General features: G+C 68.0%; 17 protein-coding genes. 9 read left to right on the top strand and 8 right to left on the bottom strand.

The window, feature by feature from the left end; genetic code table 11:
- The first annotated feature begins 230 nt into the window (after positions 1-230).
- The 9 genes from ASC81_RS25000 to ASC81_RS24960 all read left to right on the top strand — a co-directional run bounded on the left by ASC81_RS25000 (position 231) and on the right by ASC81_RS24960 (position 8,537).
- Entirely contained in the window at positions 231-1,232 is a 1,002-nt protein-coding gene (locus tag ASC81_RS25000) for an RluA family pseudouridine synthase (RefSeq protein ID WP_082536826.1), read from the top strand.
- A complete protein-coding gene (locus tag ASC81_RS24995) occupies positions 1,232-2,509 on the top strand; it encodes a hypothetical protein (protein ID WP_056273721.1) in 1,278 nt (425 codons plus the stop codon). The genes ASC81_RS25000 and ASC81_RS24995 overlap by 1 nt, the downstream gene beginning before the upstream one ends.
- An 11-nt stretch (positions 2,510-2,520) precedes the next feature.
- A complete protein-coding gene (locus tag ASC81_RS24990; protein WP_056273718.1) occupies positions 2,521-3,186 on the top strand; it encodes an HAD family hydrolase in 666 nt (221 codons plus the stop codon).
- Positions 3,179-3,565: a Rieske 2Fe-2S domain-containing protein gene (locus ASC81_RS24985; RefSeq protein ID WP_056273715.1), complete on the top strand. Its 387-nt coding sequence runs from the start codon at positions 3,179-3,181 to the stop codon at positions 3,563-3,565. The genes ASC81_RS24990 and ASC81_RS24985 overlap by 8 nt, the downstream gene beginning before the upstream one ends.
- 1 nt (position 3,566) lies before the next feature.
- A complete protein-coding gene (locus ASC81_RS24980) occupies positions 3,567-4,559 on the top strand; it encodes a S49 family peptidase (RefSeq protein ID WP_156392421.1) in 993 nt (330 codons plus the stop codon).
- 9 nt (positions 4,560-4,568) lie between these two features.
- Positions 4,569-6,182 (top strand): gamma-glutamyltransferase family protein, encoded by a 1,614-nt coding sequence (locus ASC81_RS24975; RefSeq protein ID WP_056273712.1) that lies wholly within the window; start codon positions 4,569-4,571, stop codon positions 6,180-6,182.
- Positions 6,183-6,184: 2 nt separating this feature from the next.
- Positions 6,185-6,559, top strand: a complete 375-nt coding sequence (locus ASC81_RS24970) for a PPC domain-containing DNA-binding protein (protein ID WP_056273710.1) — start codon at positions 6,185-6,187, stop codon at positions 6,557-6,559.
- A gap of 125 nt (positions 6,560-6,684) precedes the next feature.
- The gene (locus ASC81_RS24965; protein ID WP_056273707.1) at positions 6,685-7,956 is read left to right on the top strand and encodes an MFS transporter; all 1,272 of its coding nucleotides are present in this window, start codon (positions 6,685-6,687) and stop codon (positions 7,954-7,956) included.
- Positions 7,953-8,537: a GNAT family N-acetyltransferase gene (locus ASC81_RS24960; RefSeq protein WP_056273704.1), complete on the top strand. Its 585-nt coding sequence runs from the start codon at positions 7,953-7,955 to the stop codon at positions 8,535-8,537. Before ASC81_RS24965 ends, ASC81_RS24960 begins: the two co-directional genes overlap by 4 nt.
- A gap of 39 nt (positions 8,538-8,576) precedes the next feature.
- On the opposite strand, the gene puhE is transcribed toward ASC81_RS24960, so the two are convergent.
- Genes puhE through bchL form a run of 8 tightly spaced genes read right to left on the bottom strand, consistent with a single transcriptional unit; the run spans position 8,577 to position 15,450 of the window.
- Positions 8,577-9,344, bottom strand: a complete 768-nt coding sequence (gene puhE / locus ASC81_RS24955) for a putative photosynthetic complex assembly protein PuhE (RefSeq protein WP_056273701.1) — start codon at positions 9,342-9,344, stop codon at positions 8,577-8,579.
- A gap of 26 nt (positions 9,345-9,370) precedes the next feature.
- Positions 9,371-10,447, bottom strand: coding sequence for a magnesium-protoporphyrin IX monomethyl ester (oxidative) cyclase (gene acsF / locus ASC81_RS24950; protein ID WP_056273698.1), 1,077 nt, complete (start codon positions 10,445-10,447; stop codon positions 9,371-9,373).
- On the bottom strand, positions 10,431-10,901 hold the full coding sequence (puhC, locus tag ASC81_RS24945; RefSeq protein ID WP_056273695.1) for a photosynthetic complex assembly protein PuhC: 471 nt from the start codon (positions 10,899-10,901) through the stop codon (positions 10,431-10,433). Before puhC ends, acsF begins: the two co-directional genes overlap by 17 nt.
- A gap of 10 nt (positions 10,902-10,911) precedes the next feature.
- Positions 10,912-11,622: a photosynthetic complex putative assembly protein PuhB gene (gene puhB / locus ASC81_RS24940; RefSeq protein WP_082536818.1), complete on the bottom strand. Its 711-nt coding sequence runs from the start codon at positions 11,620-11,622 to the stop codon at positions 10,912-10,914.
- A complete protein-coding gene (gene puhA / locus ASC81_RS24935; RefSeq protein WP_056273692.1) occupies positions 11,619-12,383 on the bottom strand; it encodes a photosynthetic reaction center subunit H in 765 nt (254 codons plus the stop codon). Before puhA ends, puhB begins: the two co-directional genes overlap by 4 nt.
- Before the next feature lie 9 nt (positions 12,384-12,392).
- Positions 12,393-13,847, bottom strand: a complete 1,455-nt coding sequence (locus ASC81_RS24930; RefSeq protein ID WP_056273688.1) for a BCD family MFS transporter — start codon at positions 13,845-13,847, stop codon at positions 12,393-12,395.
- The gene (gene bchM / locus ASC81_RS24925) at positions 13,844-14,545 is read right to left on the bottom strand and encodes a magnesium protoporphyrin IX methyltransferase (RefSeq protein ID WP_056273684.1); all 702 of its coding nucleotides are present in this window, start codon (positions 14,543-14,545) and stop codon (positions 13,844-13,846) included. The genes ASC81_RS24930 and bchM overlap by 4 nt, the downstream gene beginning before the upstream one ends.
- A complete protein-coding gene (gene bchL / locus ASC81_RS24920) occupies positions 14,545-15,450 on the bottom strand; it encodes a ferredoxin:protochlorophyllide reductase (ATP-dependent) iron-sulfur ATP-binding protein (RefSeq protein ID WP_200946984.1) in 906 nt (301 codons plus the stop codon). The genes bchM and bchL overlap by 1 nt, the downstream gene beginning before the upstream one ends.

The raw sequence follows: 15,450 nt of genomic DNA, 5'->3' as shown, positions 1-15,450 counted from the left end.
CATGGAAACCTTGTTGTCTGTGAGCGCCGCTTGCTGATTCGCAGCGGGACTCACGGGTTCTTGTGTCATCGCTCTGCCGCGTCGGGCAGTGGGCCGTTCACTCACTCGGGGAGGAAACCTGCCGACCGCCTTTCGCGTTGCATCGCCTGTGGTCGCCGCGGCTGAGCCGCGTCGACCACACGTTGCCGCCGCTAAAATCAACCAAATCAAATACTTACGGCAGCAACGTGGTGAAAAGGATTATAGGGGCAGGCCAAGTGCCGCCCGACACCACGCAAACCCCGCCTCCAGCGAGCACGGCACCGGCCGTGCGCCGGGTCACGGTGGACGAGGGCTCGGCGGGCCAGCGGCTGGACAACTTCCTGCTGCGCGAGCTCAAGGGGGTGCCCAAGACCCATGTCTATCGGGTCATCCGGGCGGGCGAAGTACGCGTCAACAAGGGCCGGGCGCATGCCGATACCCGGCTGGAGATCGGCGACGAGGTGCGCATCCCGCCCGTGCGCCTGCCCGAACGCGCGACTTTGCCGGAAGCGCCGGCGCGCGAGTTCCCGGTCATCTTCGAGGATGAACACCTGCTCGTCATCGACAAGCCGGCCGGCGTGGCGGTGCACGGCGGCTCGGGCGTCAGCTACGGCGTCATCGAGGCGCTGCGCCGCTCACGGCCGACGGCCAAGTTCCTGGAACTGGTGCACCGGCTCGACAAGGAAACCTCGGGCCTTTTGATGATTGCCAAAAAGCGCAGCGCCCTGGTTGCCCTGCAGGACCAGTTGCGCGAGCGCGAGACCGGCAAGACCTATGCCGCCCTGGTCTGGGGTGACTGGCCGGCCAAGCTCAAGGTCATCGACGTGCCGCTGGTGAAGTTCGTCGGCAGCGACGGCGAGCGCTGGGTGCGCCCGGGCAAGCTGGATGAAGAAGACGCCAAGCGGTCGATCAGCCTGGTGAAGGTGATGCAGAGGACGCCGCAGTTCAGCCTGCTCGATGTGACCATCAAGACCGGCCGCACCCACCAGATCCGCGTCCACCTGCAACAAGCCGGCCATTCAATAGTGGGCGACCCCAAGTACGGCGACTTCGAGCGCAACCGTGAGCTGGCACGCGGTCCGAAGAAGTTTGATCGGATGTTCCTGCATGCGCGGAGGCTTCAGTTCCAGCATCCGGCGACGGGGGAGGCGGTGACCTGCGAGGCGCCTTTGCCTGAAGCCTGTCTTGTGCTCCTGAAAGTGGGAAGCTGATGCGCCACCTCGTTGCAGCGCTTGCGCTATTGCTGAGCATGGCGCCTGCCGTGGCGCTGACCCTGGCGGAACCCGATCCCATCGCCATCGGCTTCGAAGCAGGACGCGGCCGCCTCACCCGTGATGGCCAGGTGGCTGTGGACAGTCTGGCACTGCGCGTCGCCGAGTGTTCAGCCGACAAGATCAGCATCCAGCTGCGGCACGACGCCTCGCTGCCCGCAGAACTGGCCACCGCGCGGCTAGACAGTGTGCGTCGCCGCCTGTGGCAGCTAGGGCTGCAGCCCACTTACGCGCTCGCACCTGCCAAGTGGGCGGCGCGCAACCGCGAGTTTGTGCGGGCAACGGTGGATTCCGACCAGGGTGTTTGGTGCAGCGGCCACAAGCGGCGCCACTTGGCGGTCTGGGCCGACAGCATGGGCCGCTACGTCGACAACCCCGCCCTGGGAGCGCCCGCATTCTGGCGGCGCATGACACACGAAGGCCGGCGTGAGCTGGCGCTGCCCCTGGCCATCAAGGCCTACTGCCTTCAAGGCGAGGCATGCGCCCGTGGCCAAGCGACTTTCCATTGGCTGGTGGCCGAGATCGCGCGGCGCGAGCTTCCCGCGCGCCGGCGCCAATGGCTGCGGACGAGCTGGCAAATCGGCGACGACGAGGATGTGGAGCGCCTGGAACAAGGCCTGGGTGAGGGGACGCTGACGGTCGACGAGCGCGCCTACGCAGCGGACGCGTTGATCGCGAGCCCTCTCCCGTGGGCCGTGATCGAGCGACGCCTGCTCGAACCGCAGGTGATGAAGGCCTATGGCGACCTTGCGCCTTCCGCCGGCCCGCAGGAGCAATGGCTTGTCGGTGTTGCCGCGGAGCGGGGTGAGCTGGAATCCTTTGGCCGGCTCATCGACGCCGCCGGGCCCGCCAAGGCCTGCCTCGTGGACGGCGCCTTCCGATATATCGGAGCCACCGAAGAGAGGTTCCGGGCCTGGCTGCCCCATGTCTCGAACTGGGTGCGTGGCGTCGACCCGAGTTACAAGCCCCCCAGGGGACCCACCGCTTGCGATCCTTTTGCCACGGTGCTCGTGAGCGCCTACTGCGCCAACTGGCCGGAAGAGGAAGCCGCGCGCTTCGAAAGCCTCTGGCAGTTGCTCAGCCCCTCAGGTGTCATGCCTGAATCGCCTGGCGTGAAGGCCATGACGACGCCAGGCGCGGCGTTGAGCGGCTGGCAATGCCGGCTTGAACCCATGCCGGGGGACCCCTCCCACTTCAGGCAGGTCCCGCAGCGCTGAAAATCCGACCCATGACCTCCCGCCCCCAACGCTTCGACCTGATCGCCTTCGACTGGGACGGCACCTTGTTCGATTCCACCGCGCTGATCGCCCGCTGCATCCAGCGGGCCGCAGTCGACATCGGCCTGCCCGAGCCTGGCTTCGAGAACTGCCGCTATGTCATCGGCCTAGGCCTGCGCGATGCGCTGGAACATGCCGTGCCCGGCTTGGCCGAAGACCGCTATCCCGAGCTGGGCCTGCGCTACCGCCACCACTACCTGGCCTCCGAGCACGAGCTGTCGCTGTTCGAAGGCACCCTGGAAATGCTGGAGGCGCTCAAGGCGCGCCACCACTGGCTGGCCGTGGCCACCGGCAAGAACCGCGTGGGCCTGGACCGGGTGCTGGCGTCCAGCGAGCTGGGCCATCTGTTCGACGCCACCCGCACGGCTGACCAGACGCGTTCCAAGCCACATCCGCAGATGCTGCTTGAGCTGATGCGCGAGTTCGGCGCCGAGCCCGAGCGCACGCTGATGATCGGTGACACGACGCACGACCTGCAACTGGCCGCGAACGCCGGCACGCCGTGCGTCGCCGTCAGCTTCGGCGCGCATGACCATGCAACCTTTGCCGAGTTCAACCCGCTATTCGTCGCCCATTCGACGCGCGAGCTGCACGATTGGCTGATCACGCATGCCTGAGCCAGAGATTGCACCGCTGCAGCGCCTGTGCGCTTCTGATGAACTGCCCGAGCGCGGCAAGGCGGTCAGCTTCGACGTCATCCAGTGGCGCGAGCCCGTGCGCGCCTTCGCGCTGCGCTTCGACGGCCAGGCTGTGGCCTACCTGAACCGCTGCGCCCATGTGCCCACCGAGATGGATTGGCAGGAAGGCGAGTTCCTCGACGGCGACAAGCGCTTCATCATGTGCAGCATCCATGGCGCCGTCTACGACCCGCTGACCGGCCACTGTCTGATGGGCCCTTGCACTCGCGGCCGCCTGACCAAGATCGAACTCAGCGAGCGTGATGGCCAGATCTACTGGCAGCCCACCCGCGACACCAAACCCGCTTTCGAAGATTGACATGACCACCTCGAACGACGACCTGCCGCCCCCCATGCAAGAGCCCGTCGGCGTGCCGCCGCCCGCGGTGGCGCCGCATCAGGAGGCCGTGCTGGCCCAGCTGGCACGCGACTTCCTGCGCGAGCGGCGCGTGGAGCGGCGCTGGCGGACGGTGTTCCGGCTGTTTTGGCTGGTGCTCGCTGCGCTGCTGGTCTACAGCGTGTGGTTGCAGGGGCGGCATGTCACGCCATCCGCGGCGCCGCACACAGCCTTGGTCGAGGTCCGCGGCGAGATCGCCGTCGACACCGAGGCCAGCGCCGAGCTGCTGGTGGCCGCGCTGAAGGACGCTTTCAAGGACGAGGGCTCGCAGGCCGTCGTGCTGCGCATCAATTCGCCGGGCGGCAGCCCCGTGCAGGCCGGCATCGTCTATGACGAAATCAAGCGCCTGAAGAAGCAGTACGACAAGCCGGTCTATGCCGTCGTCGAGGAGATGTGCGCATCCGGCGCCTACTACATCGCTGCCGCGGCGGACGAGATCTTCGTCGACAAGGCCTCCCTCGTCGGTTCCATCGGCGTGCTGATGGACGGCTTCGGCTTCACGGGGTTGATGGACAAGCTTGGCGTCGAGCGCCGTCTGCTGACCGCCGGCGAGAACAAGGGCATGCTCGACCCGTTCAGCCCCGAAGACCCCAAGCAGCGCGCCCATGCCCAGGCCATGCTGGACCAAATCCACCAGCAGTTCGTCGCCGTTGTGCGCGAAGGACGGGGCAAGCGCCTGAAGGAAACGCCCGAAACCTTCTCGGGCCTGTTCTGGAACGGCGAGCAGGCCGTCAAGCTCGGCCTGGCCGACCACCAGGGCAATCTCGATTACGTGGCCCGTGAGGTTGTCAAGGCCGAGGAGGTCATCGACTACACGCCACGCGACAATGTCGCCGAGCGCCTGGCCAAGCGCTTCGGCGCGGGCGTCGGCGCAGGCGCGGTGAAGGCCCTGCGTGAACTGCCCCCCCTTCGTTGAGAGCGCCTCATGAACATGACGTCCCGCTTCGATTGGGCTGCCGGCTATCCGAGCCGTCGCAGCCCGCTGTTCGCGCGCAACATCGTCTCCACCTCGCATCCGCTGGCAGCGCAGGCCGGCCTGCAGATGCTCAGGCAGGGCGGCAATGCGGTCGACGCGGCCATTGCCACCGCGGCCTGCATGACGCTGGTCGAGCCCTGCAGCAACGGCCTGGGCTCGGATGCTTTCTGCATCCTGTGGGACGGGCAGCAGTTGCACGGCCTGAACGCCTCGGGGCCGGCGCCGGCCGCGTGGACGCCGGCGTTCTTCTCGGGTCAAACCATGCCCAAGCGCGGCTGGGGCTCGGTCACGGTACCGGGTGCGGTCGGCGCGTGGACCGCACTGAGCAAGCGCTTTGGCAAGCTTCCGTTTGCCGACCTGATGCAGCCGGCCATCGAGATCGCCGAGCGTGGCTATGCCGTGCCGCCCATCGTCCAGGGCAAATGGGCGATGGCCGCGGCACTGGATGACCTGACGTCCCAGCCCGGCTTTGCCGAAGCGTTTCTGCCGCGGGGCCGTGCGCCGGAAGTCGGCGAACTGTTCCGCTTTGCCGATGCGGCGCGCAGCTTGCGGTTGATCGCCGAATCAGGCGGCGAGGCCTTCTACCGGGGCGAGATCGCGCAGGCGCTGGCCCGTTTTGCGCGCGAGACCGGCGGCGCGCTGACCGAGGCCGACCTGGCCGCCTACCAACCCGAATGGGTCACGCCGCTGGCCAAGGACTTCGCTGGGCACACGCTGCACGAGATACCGCCCAACGGCCAGGGCATCGCCGCGCAGATGGCGTTGGGGCTGCTGGAGCATTGCAATGTCACGGCGCATGCTGTGGACAGCGCGGAGGCCCAGCACCTGATGATCGAGGCGATGAAACTGGCCTTTGCGGACGTCTACCGCTTTGTGGCAGAGCCGGGCGCGATGAAGATCAGCGCGGCGCAGTTGCTGGACCCCGCCTACCTGGCCGAGCGGGTCAAGCTCATCGACCCGGCCCGTGCCCAGGTCCATGGCGCCGGCAACCCCATCAAGGGCGGCACCATCTATCTGACCGCGGCCGACGAGTCCGGGATGATGGTGAGCTTCATCCAGAGCAACTACATGGGCTTCGGCTCCGGCCTGGTGCTGCCGGGCTACGGCGTCAGCCTGCAGAACCGCGGCCACTGCTTCACGCTGGAAGCCGGCCACCCCAACCAGGTCGCACCGGGCAAGCGGCCTTTCCACACCATCATCCCCGCCTTCCTGACCAAAGACGGCGTGCCGGTGATGAGCTTTGGCGTCATGGGCGGCAACATGCAGCCGCAAGGGCATATGCAGACGCTCGTGCGCATGCTTTGCTACGGGCAGAACCCGCAGGCCGCCTGCGATGCACCGCGCTGGCGCTTCAACGACGGCCTGTCGATCAACATCGAGCCGCACATGCCTGCCGCCACCATCGAGGGCCTGCGTGCGCGGGGCCACGAGATCGGCGACATCCACGACAGCTACCAGGACTTCGGCGCCGGCCAGTTCATCTGGCGGCTGGGCGATACCAGTGTTGAAGGCTATGTGGCGGCCAGCGACCCGCGCCGCGATGGCGCCGCCGTGGGCTACTGACAATGCAGGCGCTGCGCCTAGAGCCGGGCGATGACGTGCGGCTGGCTTTGCAGCTCGATGGGCGTACCGGCTTCGTCGTCGCCGGCATCGGCAGCCTGGCCCATGCGCAGCTGCGCTTCGCGGGTGAACTGGCCCCCACCCGCATCGACGGACCGCTCGAAATCCTGACGCTGAGCGGTAGTCTGACGCGCGATGGTGCGCACCTGCACGCCAGCGTGTCCGACGCCTCGGGGCGCGTGCTGGGCGGCCACGTCTGCGCGGGCTGCGAGGTGCGCACGACGGTCGAACTGCTCATATCACCGCTGCCGGCCGGCTCGCTCGGGCGCGAGTTCGACGCCGCCACCGGCCACGCCGAGCTGCGCGTTCGCGACAGCTGACGCTCGGCCGCGCTGCTAGCATGCGGCGCATGACCAAGCTGCTCGACCTCGACTGACGCTTCAACGCGTCGCCCATCCCGGCGGGGCTCTCCCGCCTGTCGAGTCCTGTCGGAGCCTTCAGCGTCATGTTCTCCAAGTTCTTCACCCTCGCGCCCGGCGACCTGCTGCGCGACGCGGTCTACCGGCGGCTGTGGTCGTCCATCCTCATCTCCTCGCTTGGTGGCCAGATCACCATGCTGGCCCTGCCGTTGACAGCGGCCGTGCTGCTCAACGCCAGCCCCACGCAGATGGGCACGCTGCAGGCCATGGAGATCCTGCCGTTCGTGCTGTTCTCGCTGCCGGCCGGCGTGCTGCTGGACCGCATGCGCAAGTTGCCCGTCTACATCTGGGGCGAGACGCTGCTGGCGGTTGCCGTGGCCACCGTGCCGCTGGCGGCCTGGCTGGGCGTGCTGAGCATGCACTGGCTCTATGTCGTCGGCTTCGTGCTTGGCTGTGTCTACACGGTGGCTGGCAGCGCCGCCCAGATCGTGCTGACCCAGGTCGTCCCGCGAGAGCGCTTGGTCGAGGCGCATGCGAAGAATGCCCTGGCGTCCTCGGGTGCCGAGGTGGCCGGCCCTGGCGTCGCTGGCGCCCTGATCAAGCTCTTCGGTGCGCCGCTGGCCCTCGCGGTGGATGCCCTGCTGCTGCTGGTGTCGGCGGCCATCCTGCGCGGCATCCAGGTCAAGGAGACGCTGGCGACGCGCAGCGGCCAGGGCTTCTGGACCGAACTCAAGGCGGGCCTGCGGTTTGTGGGCGAGCGCCCCTTGCTCGTCAGCCTCGCCACGGCCACTGGCGGCTGGCAGCTCTTTCACAACGCGGCCCTGGTCGCACAGATCCTGTTCGCCACGCGCGAGCTGAAACTGTCACCGCAGACTGTCGGCCTCTCATACATCGCGCTGGGAGCGGGCACGGTGCTGGCCAGCATCTTCGGGCATCGCATCAGCCGCCGCATCGGCCCCGGGCCTTGCCTGGTGCTGGGTTACGCAGCCTGCGGCTTGGGTTGGGGCCAGCTCGCCTTGGCACCCGCCGGCGCGGCAGGTGTCGTCAGCTTCTGCGTGATGCTGTTCGCCTTTGGCTTTGGCGCGGTGCTGATCTTCATCAACTTCCTTTCGCTGCGCCAGGCCGTCACGCCCGCGCCCATGCTGGGCCGCATGACGAGCACGATGCGTTGGCTCATCCTGCTGCCGGCGGGGCCGGGCGCCCTGATCGGCGGCTGGCTGGGCGAGCATGTCGGCCTGCGCGCGGCGCTGGGTTTTGCCGGTGCGGGCGGCTGCCTGCTGGCGCTGTGGGCCTGGCGCAATGAGGTCATCCGCGATGTGCGCGAGCTGCCCAAGCCTGTTGAAGTGGTGACGGCATGACGGATCCCCTGTTGATCGACATCCCTGAGCGGCTGGAAGGCGAACGCACGCTGCTGCTCGCCCCGCGCGCCGGTACCGGTGCGGAGATGGCCGTGGTCATCGCGCAGTCGCTGTCGCACCTGCGGCCATGGATGCCCTGGGCGCAGGACGCGCCGACGGCCGAGAGTTCGGAGCTGGTGGTGCGGCGCATGCAGGCCGACTTCATCGCTCGCCGCGACCTGTGCTTCCAGATCTATGCCCGGCGAGCGGACGGCAGCCCCGGCCGGCTGCTGGGCGGCACCGGTCTGCACCGCATGGACTGGGTGGTGCGCAAGTTCGAGATCGGATACTGGATCCGCCCCGAGGCGGCCGGCCGGGGTCATGTCAGCGAGTCGGTGCGCTTGCTGACGGCGCTGGCCTTTGACAAGTTGGACGCAAGGCGTGTCGAGATCCGCTGCGACACGCGCAACCTGAAGAGCCGGGCCGTCGCGGAGCGCTGTGGCTTCGAGCTGGAGGGCGTTCTGCGCTGCGAGGCGCTCGCCGTGGACCGCACACTGCGCGACACAGCCGTGTATTCGCAGATCAGGGCTGGAACAAGCTGAAGGCCTGGTTGCCCATCTCGAGCGGCCGTGCCCTGCGTTTCAGGCGTGAGGCGCCCGCGAGCGCATGCCCCAGTCCCAGAGCTTCTCGCTCGGCAGTGGCAGCACCATGAACCAGTGTTCCAGCAGTGCCAGGCTGAGCAGCATCGCGACGAAGCTGCAGGCGGCTACCTCGAAGGCGCCCAACTGCGTCGCCACCGCGCTGTGCCAGGCCCAGGCCGCCAGCGCGGTGATCGCGATGACGCAGACCGGGAAGAGGGCATTGCTCGGTCGCTGGCGGAAGTAGCTGTGCATGTAGCGCAGGTGCTCGGGCAGGAACTGCTCGTTGAGGTTGCGCACGCCCAGGAAGACGTTGAGCTTGGCCGACAGGCGCATCAGCCACAGCACGCCGAAGGTCCAGGCGCTGAGCTGGTTGGGTTGCTGCCAGGTCAGCGCCAGGATGGCTGCGCCGAGCACGATGAGGGCGAGCTCGTGATACAGGATGGCCATCACCGCGTGCCCGGCGCGGCGCCAGCCGCGCGCGTCAGGTGGGCAGGCCTGCCGGCGCGGACCGGTCACATAGCCGAGCAGGAAGCCGATTTCCTGCCACGCCCAGACCATCAAGGCGGCCGTGAAGGCCAGGTAGGCGCCGGTGACCCGTGTGTCAGACGCCGACACGGCCACGCCCAGCAGCGATACGCCGAGCAGCACGGTCGCTGCGCCCATCGTCCACCGATGGGTGGCCCGCGGCAGGCCGTTCAAGTAGAGGATCACGCCGGTGCTGAACCACCATAGCAGCAAGGTGTAGAGCGCAGGCCAGCCGTGTTGCATCACAGGATTCCGTTGCGCGGCGCGGCCTACCAGCTCGGCGCCACACGCATCTCGCGAGGCAGCTCGTGCTTGTGCGTAGGCAGCAGAAACAGGCGCGCGAAGCACAGCGCAGCACGTGCGGCGCAAACGCCTTGCTGCAGCCGCCCCAGCAAGCCGCCGCGCGCCTTGGCGCGCTCGGCCGCGGCGGAGATGGCGCAAAGCCTGTCCATGCCTGCGCGGAAGACCGGGTGCTCGGTGTCCAGGCTGATCGGGAAGACCTGGCGCGTGATCTCGGTCGTGATCTGGAAGACGCGGTAGTCGTAGTCGGTCGGGTCCATGCCCAGGGCCTCGCTCAGCCACGGTCGCGTGTGGTCGCGCACATACATGGTGGCGTAGACGGCCAGCAGGAAGAAGCGGATCCACAGCTTGTTGCCTCCCTGCAGCAGGCCGGGTTGGGCCCGCATCATCAGCGCGAACGACTCGCCGTGGCGGAACTCGTCGTTGCACCAGCGCTCGAACCACTTAAAGATTGGGTGGAAGCGCTTCTCGGGGTGGCGCTCCAGCTGGCGGAAGATGGTGATGTAGCGCGCGTAGCCGATCTTCTCGGACAAGTAGGTCGCATAGAAGATGTACTTGGGCTTGAAGTAGGTGTAGGCCTTGCTCTGCTTGAGGTTGACCAGGTCGACGGCCAGGCCAAAGTCCTTCAGGGATTGGTTCAGGAAGTTGGCATGCCGCGATTCATCGCGCGTCATGTAGCGCATCAGCTGCTTGATGTCGGGATTGCTGACGTTCTTCTGGATCTCGTTGTAGAGCACGCAGCCCGAGTACTCGCTGGTCAGCGAGCTGACGAGAAACTCCTGGAAGTCCTGGCGGAGCTGCGGCGACCACTGCGCCGACAGCGCCGCCACCTCGGCCGCAAACGCTGGCGTGCGCTGGAAGTGGTCGTGGTTGTTGTCGCCCTCGTACTCGGCCAGCATCGCGTCCCACTCGGCGCGCACGGGACTCATGTCCAAGCGGTCCATGGCGGCGTAGTCGGTCTTGTAGAAGCGCGGCGTCAGCACCGTCTCGGCCTTGGCCAGCTTGGCCGCGTCGTCGGGGGTGTGCAGTTCAGCGCTGGGCGACATGGTCGACTCCTTGCGGGAAGGGAAGCAGCCGCGCGAATACGGCCGAATTTGTGGGGCCGAAGGATTCGAGGTCGATGCGGCGGCCGGTGGCCGGGTCGAGCAACGTCAGCCGGCCATCGGCCCGGCCCAGCAGTTGGAAGGGCAGCTCTGGCCCCAGGCCCTGGCGCTTGCGTTCGCGCACCAGGCCACGCATGGTGCTGCGCAGGAAACCGTTGGTACCGGGCGCTGCGGTATCGAGCAGCTGACCGCTGGCCGCGTCCAGCACGGCAATGCCACCGTCATCGCGGTCTTCAAAGCGCAGTTGCCGGCTGCTTGCCGTGGCAGCGTCGGCCTGCTGCACGGCGCTCTGACCGGACAAGCGCACGGCGCTGACGCCGACCAGGCAGCTCAGCACCAGGGCGGCCATGGCCGTGAGCGGAAACACGGGCAATCGGGCTTGCAGGCTTGTGCTCATGATGCGCGCCTCAGGCGTGGGCCAGCGGCCTGGCGACCAGGGTGGGCACGCCGCTGTGTGCATCAACGCTGCCAACGGCCCGCAACGGCAGGTGCTCGCGGGCCGCTTCGGCCTGCTGCAGCGCGGTGGCCAGGATCTCGGCCACGGCCTTGGCGTTGCTCAGTCCGCGCAGCATCGGCTGGGTGCGCTTGAGCTGCCAGGGCCGTGCGTGGGGCCACAGGTGCAGGTAGGCGATGCGGTCATCGCCAGCCAGATTGAGCACGATGTCGCCACCATGTTCACCGCGCGGGCGCCAGCCAGCCGAGGCGATCTGCGAGAACGGCAGGTTGAAGGTGATGCTGAGCACCACGCCGACGCGCATGACGATGCGCCGGGTGGTGACGGTGTAGACCGTTGTGCGCGCCATCAACCAGGCGATGCCGCCCAGCAAGGCCAGTGCCAACGTAATCAGCGGCAGCATGCCCGCCATCGCCAGCAGTGTCGGGCCGACGCCTGCGCCGTCGTACGCACTGCCGATCCCGCGCCATGCCAGCAGCGTGCCGAAGTAGTACAGCACCAGGTCCAGGTGCAGGGCCTGACGCGCCAGCAGCAGGGCATCGGGACTGCCTTGCCAGAGCTGCGTCTCGTTGGCCGGTAGCGCCTCAGGCAAGCCGTGGGTGGCTTCGAACTCATGTTCGTGTGCTGGAGCCAGCACGTCCACCAGCGTGGATACGGCCTTCACAGCAGCGGCTCCTGGCGGCCCGGCGTGGCGTAGAGGGTGCCGGCGCCGTAGTAGGCCATGATCTTTTCTTCCTCCAGCAGCGTGACTTGGTCGGCGACGCGCGTCTTGGGCACGCGGGCGAACTGGTGGCTGAGGATGGACTTCACGCGGATGCGGCGCTGCTCGACGCGGGCGAAGTTCATCGGCAACAGCACGCGCGCGCCGCCCACGACCTCCAGCTCCAGGTATCGGAACAGCATCTCCGAGCGGTCGACCCACAGGTCCACCACCCGGCCGCCCTCGGCGCCGTCGTCGCCCAGCACCGGCAGGCCGCGCGGGTCGACATCCTGGTGGGCCACGCCAAAGCCGGTTGCAGCGCGCAGCGGCACGATCTTGGGCAGTCCTTCGTAGGTCAGGTCGGCTACGTCGGCGCGGTTGCTCCAGCTGCCTGGCCCCACGCCGGCCAAGAGCAGGTCATCCGTGCTGGCTTCGGGCTGCAGCGGCGCGCCTCGGTAGGCGCCCTCATGCAGCGGCGGCTGGTCGTCGCGGCGCTGGTTGGGCACCTGCACCGTGTCGCCGTTGGCCAGGCGGTAGGTCTTGGGGTCTGGCACGGCCGGCCAGCCCTGCACGGTGATGGACCGCGAGCGGTCAGACTCCAGCGGGTAGCCCTCGCGCTTGTTCTCGCGATGGAGGTAGTAGATCAAGCCCGCGAAGAAGATCCAGAACGCGTAGAGCACGAGCTGGGCAACGTCGACATAGCCTGTGATGGCACCGGTTTGCATAGGGATCTCCTAGCCAGGGAACTCAGCCAGGCCGAAGCGCTGGCGGGATGAATGGGGCGCGCCGGCGGGGCGCACCAGCGGACCGATGGCGATCAGCGTGCCGAACAGCAGCGCGATCTCCAGGTGATAGACGACGCTGTAGGCCACCTGCGGCTCGGACATCGCCGTGCCCAGCCAGCCGTGAGCGGCCAGCGCCTCGAAGCCGTCGCGCAGCGTCCCGCCCAGCGCCACGGCAATGCCGCCCGCAGTGGCCTGCATGGCGCCCCAGGCGCCTAGCGCAAGCCCTGCGCAACCGCTTTGCTCCAGCCCCATCGCGACGACCAGCGTGCTGACGGCGAACAGGCCGCCGCCCAAGCCGATGAGGAAGTTGCCGAAGCGAAACAGCAGCCCCGAATCGAGCGGCGCCGCGAAGATGACGGCGGAGAAGGCGCAGATGCCGACCAGCAGGCCGATGGCCGCCAGGCGGTGCGCGTCGAAGCCGCGCTGCAGCAGCCGCGCCGCGATGGCGAAGCCCAGCAGCGAACCCAGCGCCATGCCCGCCGTCAGCAGGCTGGTGGCGGCCACCGACAGCTTCAGGATGGCGCCGCCGTAGGGTTCCAGCACGATGTCCTGCATGTTGAAGGCCGCCGTACCCAGCGCCACGGCGACGAGGAAACGGCGCGTGCGTGGCTGCCCGGCAAAGCGCTGCCACACATCGGCGAAAGACTCGGGCCGTGCGCCCGCGCCGCGCAAAGCACTGCCCCGTGCCTCCTGCTTCCACAACGCGACGGCGTTGAACACCACGGTGAGGAGGGCCGCACCCTGCACCACGCCGACCAGGCGCGTGGCGCTGAAGTCCTGCAGCACCAGGCTGAATACCGTGCTCGCCATGACCATGCCCAGCAACAGCATCACGTACATCAGGGCGACGACGCGTGGCCGTGTCTCGGGACTCGCCTGGTCGGTGGCCAGGGCGAGGCCGGCGGTCTGCGTCGTCTGCATGCCGGCGCCCACCATGACGAAGGCGAGTGCAGCGGCGAGATGGCCGACAACGACGCCGCCCGGCTGGGCGCTGGCCTCGGCGCCCGGCTGCAGCAGGATGAGGGCGAACGGCATGATCGACAGGCCGCCGAACTGCAGCAACGAGCCGAACCACAGATAGGGCACGCGCCGCCAGCCCAGTGCGGACCGGTGCGTGTCCGAGCGGTAGCCCACAAGCGCGCGGAAAGGCCCGGCCAGCAGCGGCAGCGCGACCATCAGCGCCACCTGCCACGCCGGCACGCCCAGCTCGACGATCATGACCCGGTTCAGCGTGCCCACCAGCAGCGCATAGGCCATGCCCACCGACACCTGGAACAACGCCAGCCGCAGCAGGCGCGACAGCGGCAGCTCGGTGCTGGCCACATCGGCAAAGGGCAGGAACTCCACGCTCAACCGCGACCACTTCAGGGCCAGGCGCTGGTTGAGCTGGAGAACGGATTTCATGACCGCACCAGCTCCATGGCTTGCGAGGTATAGAACCCACTGGAGACGCGTTGGCTGCGGCGTACGTCCCAGGCCAACAGCCCGGGGTGGGCGTCCAGGCGACGGTGCAGTTGGCGCTCGGCCACCGGCACGATCGACGGCGAACGGTTGCCGTGGGGGAACAGCTTGCCGGCCGCCTTGAACAACTGCAGCGCCGGGCTGCTGGGTGCAAAAGTGAACAGTAGCGAACACCGCGTGCGCTGGGCCAGACCGGCGATGACCTCGACCGCATCGGCGGGCTCGTAGTGGATCAATGAGTCCATGCCCACGACGAAATCGAATTCGCCGAGTGCCGGGTCCAGCATGTCGCCCGAGCGGAAGTCGATGCGCCCCCCGCCGTTGAACGCCGGCTGGCGCTGTTGGGCCAGGTCCACCAGCGTGGGCGAGAGGTCGACGGCCAGCACCTCTGCGCCGCGGCAGGCCGCCTCGACGGCCAGCGCGCCGGTGCCGCAGCCGGCATCCAGCACGCGGCGGCCGCGCAGGTCATCGGGCAGCCAGGACAGCAGCGTGGCGCGCATGCGGTCGCGGCCGGCGCGCACGGTGGCGCGCACGCGGCCCACGGGTGCATCGGACGTCAGCCGCGCCCAGGCATCGGCGGCGGTGCGGTCGAAGTAGGTCTCGATCTCGCCGCGGCGCGCGGTGTAGTTGGGGGAGTCCATCAATCGAACCCCAGCAGGTCGAAGATGTCGCGGTCCTTCATCGGCACGCAGTTGTAGGGCTCGCCACCCAACCACAGCGCGGCGGCCAGCCGCAGGTACTCGGCCTGCACCTTCTCCAGCTCGGGCGAATACTCCATCTCGAACAGCGTCGACTTCTTCAGCCGGCTGCGGCGGATGACGTCCAGGTCAGGGAAGTGCGCGGCGAGCTTCAGGCCGATCCTGTCGTTGTACTTGTCGATCTGGTCGGTCGCCGCGCTGCGGTTGGCGATGACGCCGCCCAGGCGCACCTTGTAGTTCTTGGCCTTGGCGCCGATGGCCTGCACGATGCGGTTCATCGCGAAGATGGAATCGAAGTCGTTGGCCGTGACGATCAGCGCGCGGTCGGCGTGCTGCAGCGGTGCGGCAAACCCACCGCAGACCACGTCGCCCAGCACGTCGAAGATCACCACGTCGGTGTCTTCGAGCAGGTGGTGTTCCTTCAGCAGCTTGACCGTCTGGCCCACCACGTAGCCGCCGCAGCCGGTGCCGGCCGGCGGGCCGCCGGCCTCCACGCACATCACGCCGTTGTAGCCCTCGAAGACGAAGTCCTCGACGCGCAGTTCCTCCGAGTGGAAGTTGACCGTCTCGAGCACGTCGATGACGGTGGGCAGCATCTTCTTGGTCAGCGTGAAAGTGGAGTCATGCTTGGGGTCACAGCCGATCTGCAGCACGCGCTTGCCGAGCTTCGAGAACGCGGCGGAGAGGTTGCTGGACGTTGTGCTCTTGCCGATGCCGCCCTTGCCGTAGATGGCAAAGCACTTGGCCGTGCCGATGCTCACGGCGGGGTCCATCTGCACCTGCACGCTGCCGGCGCCGTCGGGCTGGCGCCGGTTGCCGATCTCCTGGATCGGAACTTCGGTGACCAT

It is taken from the genome of Pelomonas sp. Root405 (assembly GCF_001425165.1).
In the GTDB taxonomy this organism is placed as follows: Bacteria; Pseudomonadota; Gammaproteobacteria; order Burkholderiales; family Burkholderiaceae_C; genus Pelomonas.
Note: the sequence above shows the minus strand (reverse complement) of the source record. Positions and strands in the feature narration are given on the sequence as shown.

Bases quoted from the DNA above. Each gene is read 5' to 3' on its own strand.
- ASC81_RS24985 (WP_056273715.1), top strand. From the start codon at position 3,179: ATGCCTGAGCCAGAGATTGCACCGCTGCAGCGCCTGTGCGCTTCTGAT.
- ASC81_RS24995 (WP_056273721.1), top strand. From the start codon at position 1,232: ATGCGCCACCTCGTTGCAGCGCTTGCGCTATTGCTGAGCATGGCGCCT.
- ASC81_RS24990 (WP_056273718.1), top strand. From the start codon at position 2,521: ATGACCTCCCGCCCCCAACGCTTCGACCTGATCGCCTTCGACTGGGAC.
- puhA (WP_056273692.1), bottom strand. From the start codon at position 12,383: ATGCAAACCGGTGCCATCACAGGCTATGTCGACGTTGCCCAGCTCGTG.
- ASC81_RS24930 (WP_056273688.1), bottom strand. From the start codon at position 13,847: ATGAAATCCGTTCTCCAGCTCAACCAGCGCCTGGCCCTGAAGTGGTCG.
- ASC81_RS24970 (WP_056273710.1), top strand. From the start codon at position 6,185: ATGCAGGCGCTGCGCCTAGAGCCGGGCGATGACGTGCGGCTGGCTTTG.
- puhE (WP_056273701.1), bottom strand. From the start codon at position 9,344: ATGCAACACGGCTGGCCTGCGCTCTACACCTTGCTGCTATGGTGGTTC.
- bchM (WP_056273684.1), bottom strand. From the start codon at position 14,545: ATGGACTCCCCCAACTACACCGCGCGCCGCGGCGAGATCGAGACCTAC.
- ASC81_RS24965 (WP_056273707.1), top strand. From the start codon at position 6,685: ATGTTCTCCAAGTTCTTCACCCTCGCGCCCGGCGACCTGCTGCGCGAC.
- bchL (WP_200946984.1), bottom strand. From the start codon at position 15,450: ATGGTCACCGAAGTTCCGATCCAGGAGATCGGCAACCGGCGCCAGCCC.
- ASC81_RS24960 (WP_056273704.1), top strand. From the start codon at position 7,953: ATGACGGATCCCCTGTTGATCGACATCCCTGAGCGGCTGGAAGGCGAA.
- puhC (WP_056273695.1), bottom strand. From the start codon at position 10,901: ATGAGCACAAGCCTGCAAGCCCGATTGCCCGTGTTTCCGCTCACGGCC.
- ASC81_RS24980 (WP_156392421.1), top strand. From the start codon at position 3,567: ATGACCACCTCGAACGACGACCTGCCGCCCCCCATGCAAGAGCCCGTC.
- ASC81_RS24975 (WP_056273712.1), top strand. From the start codon at position 4,569: ATGAACATGACGTCCCGCTTCGATTGGGCTGCCGGCTATCCGAGCCGT.
- acsF (WP_056273698.1), bottom strand. From the start codon at position 10,447: ATGTCGCCCAGCGCTGAACTGCACACCCCCGACGACGCGGCCAAGCTG.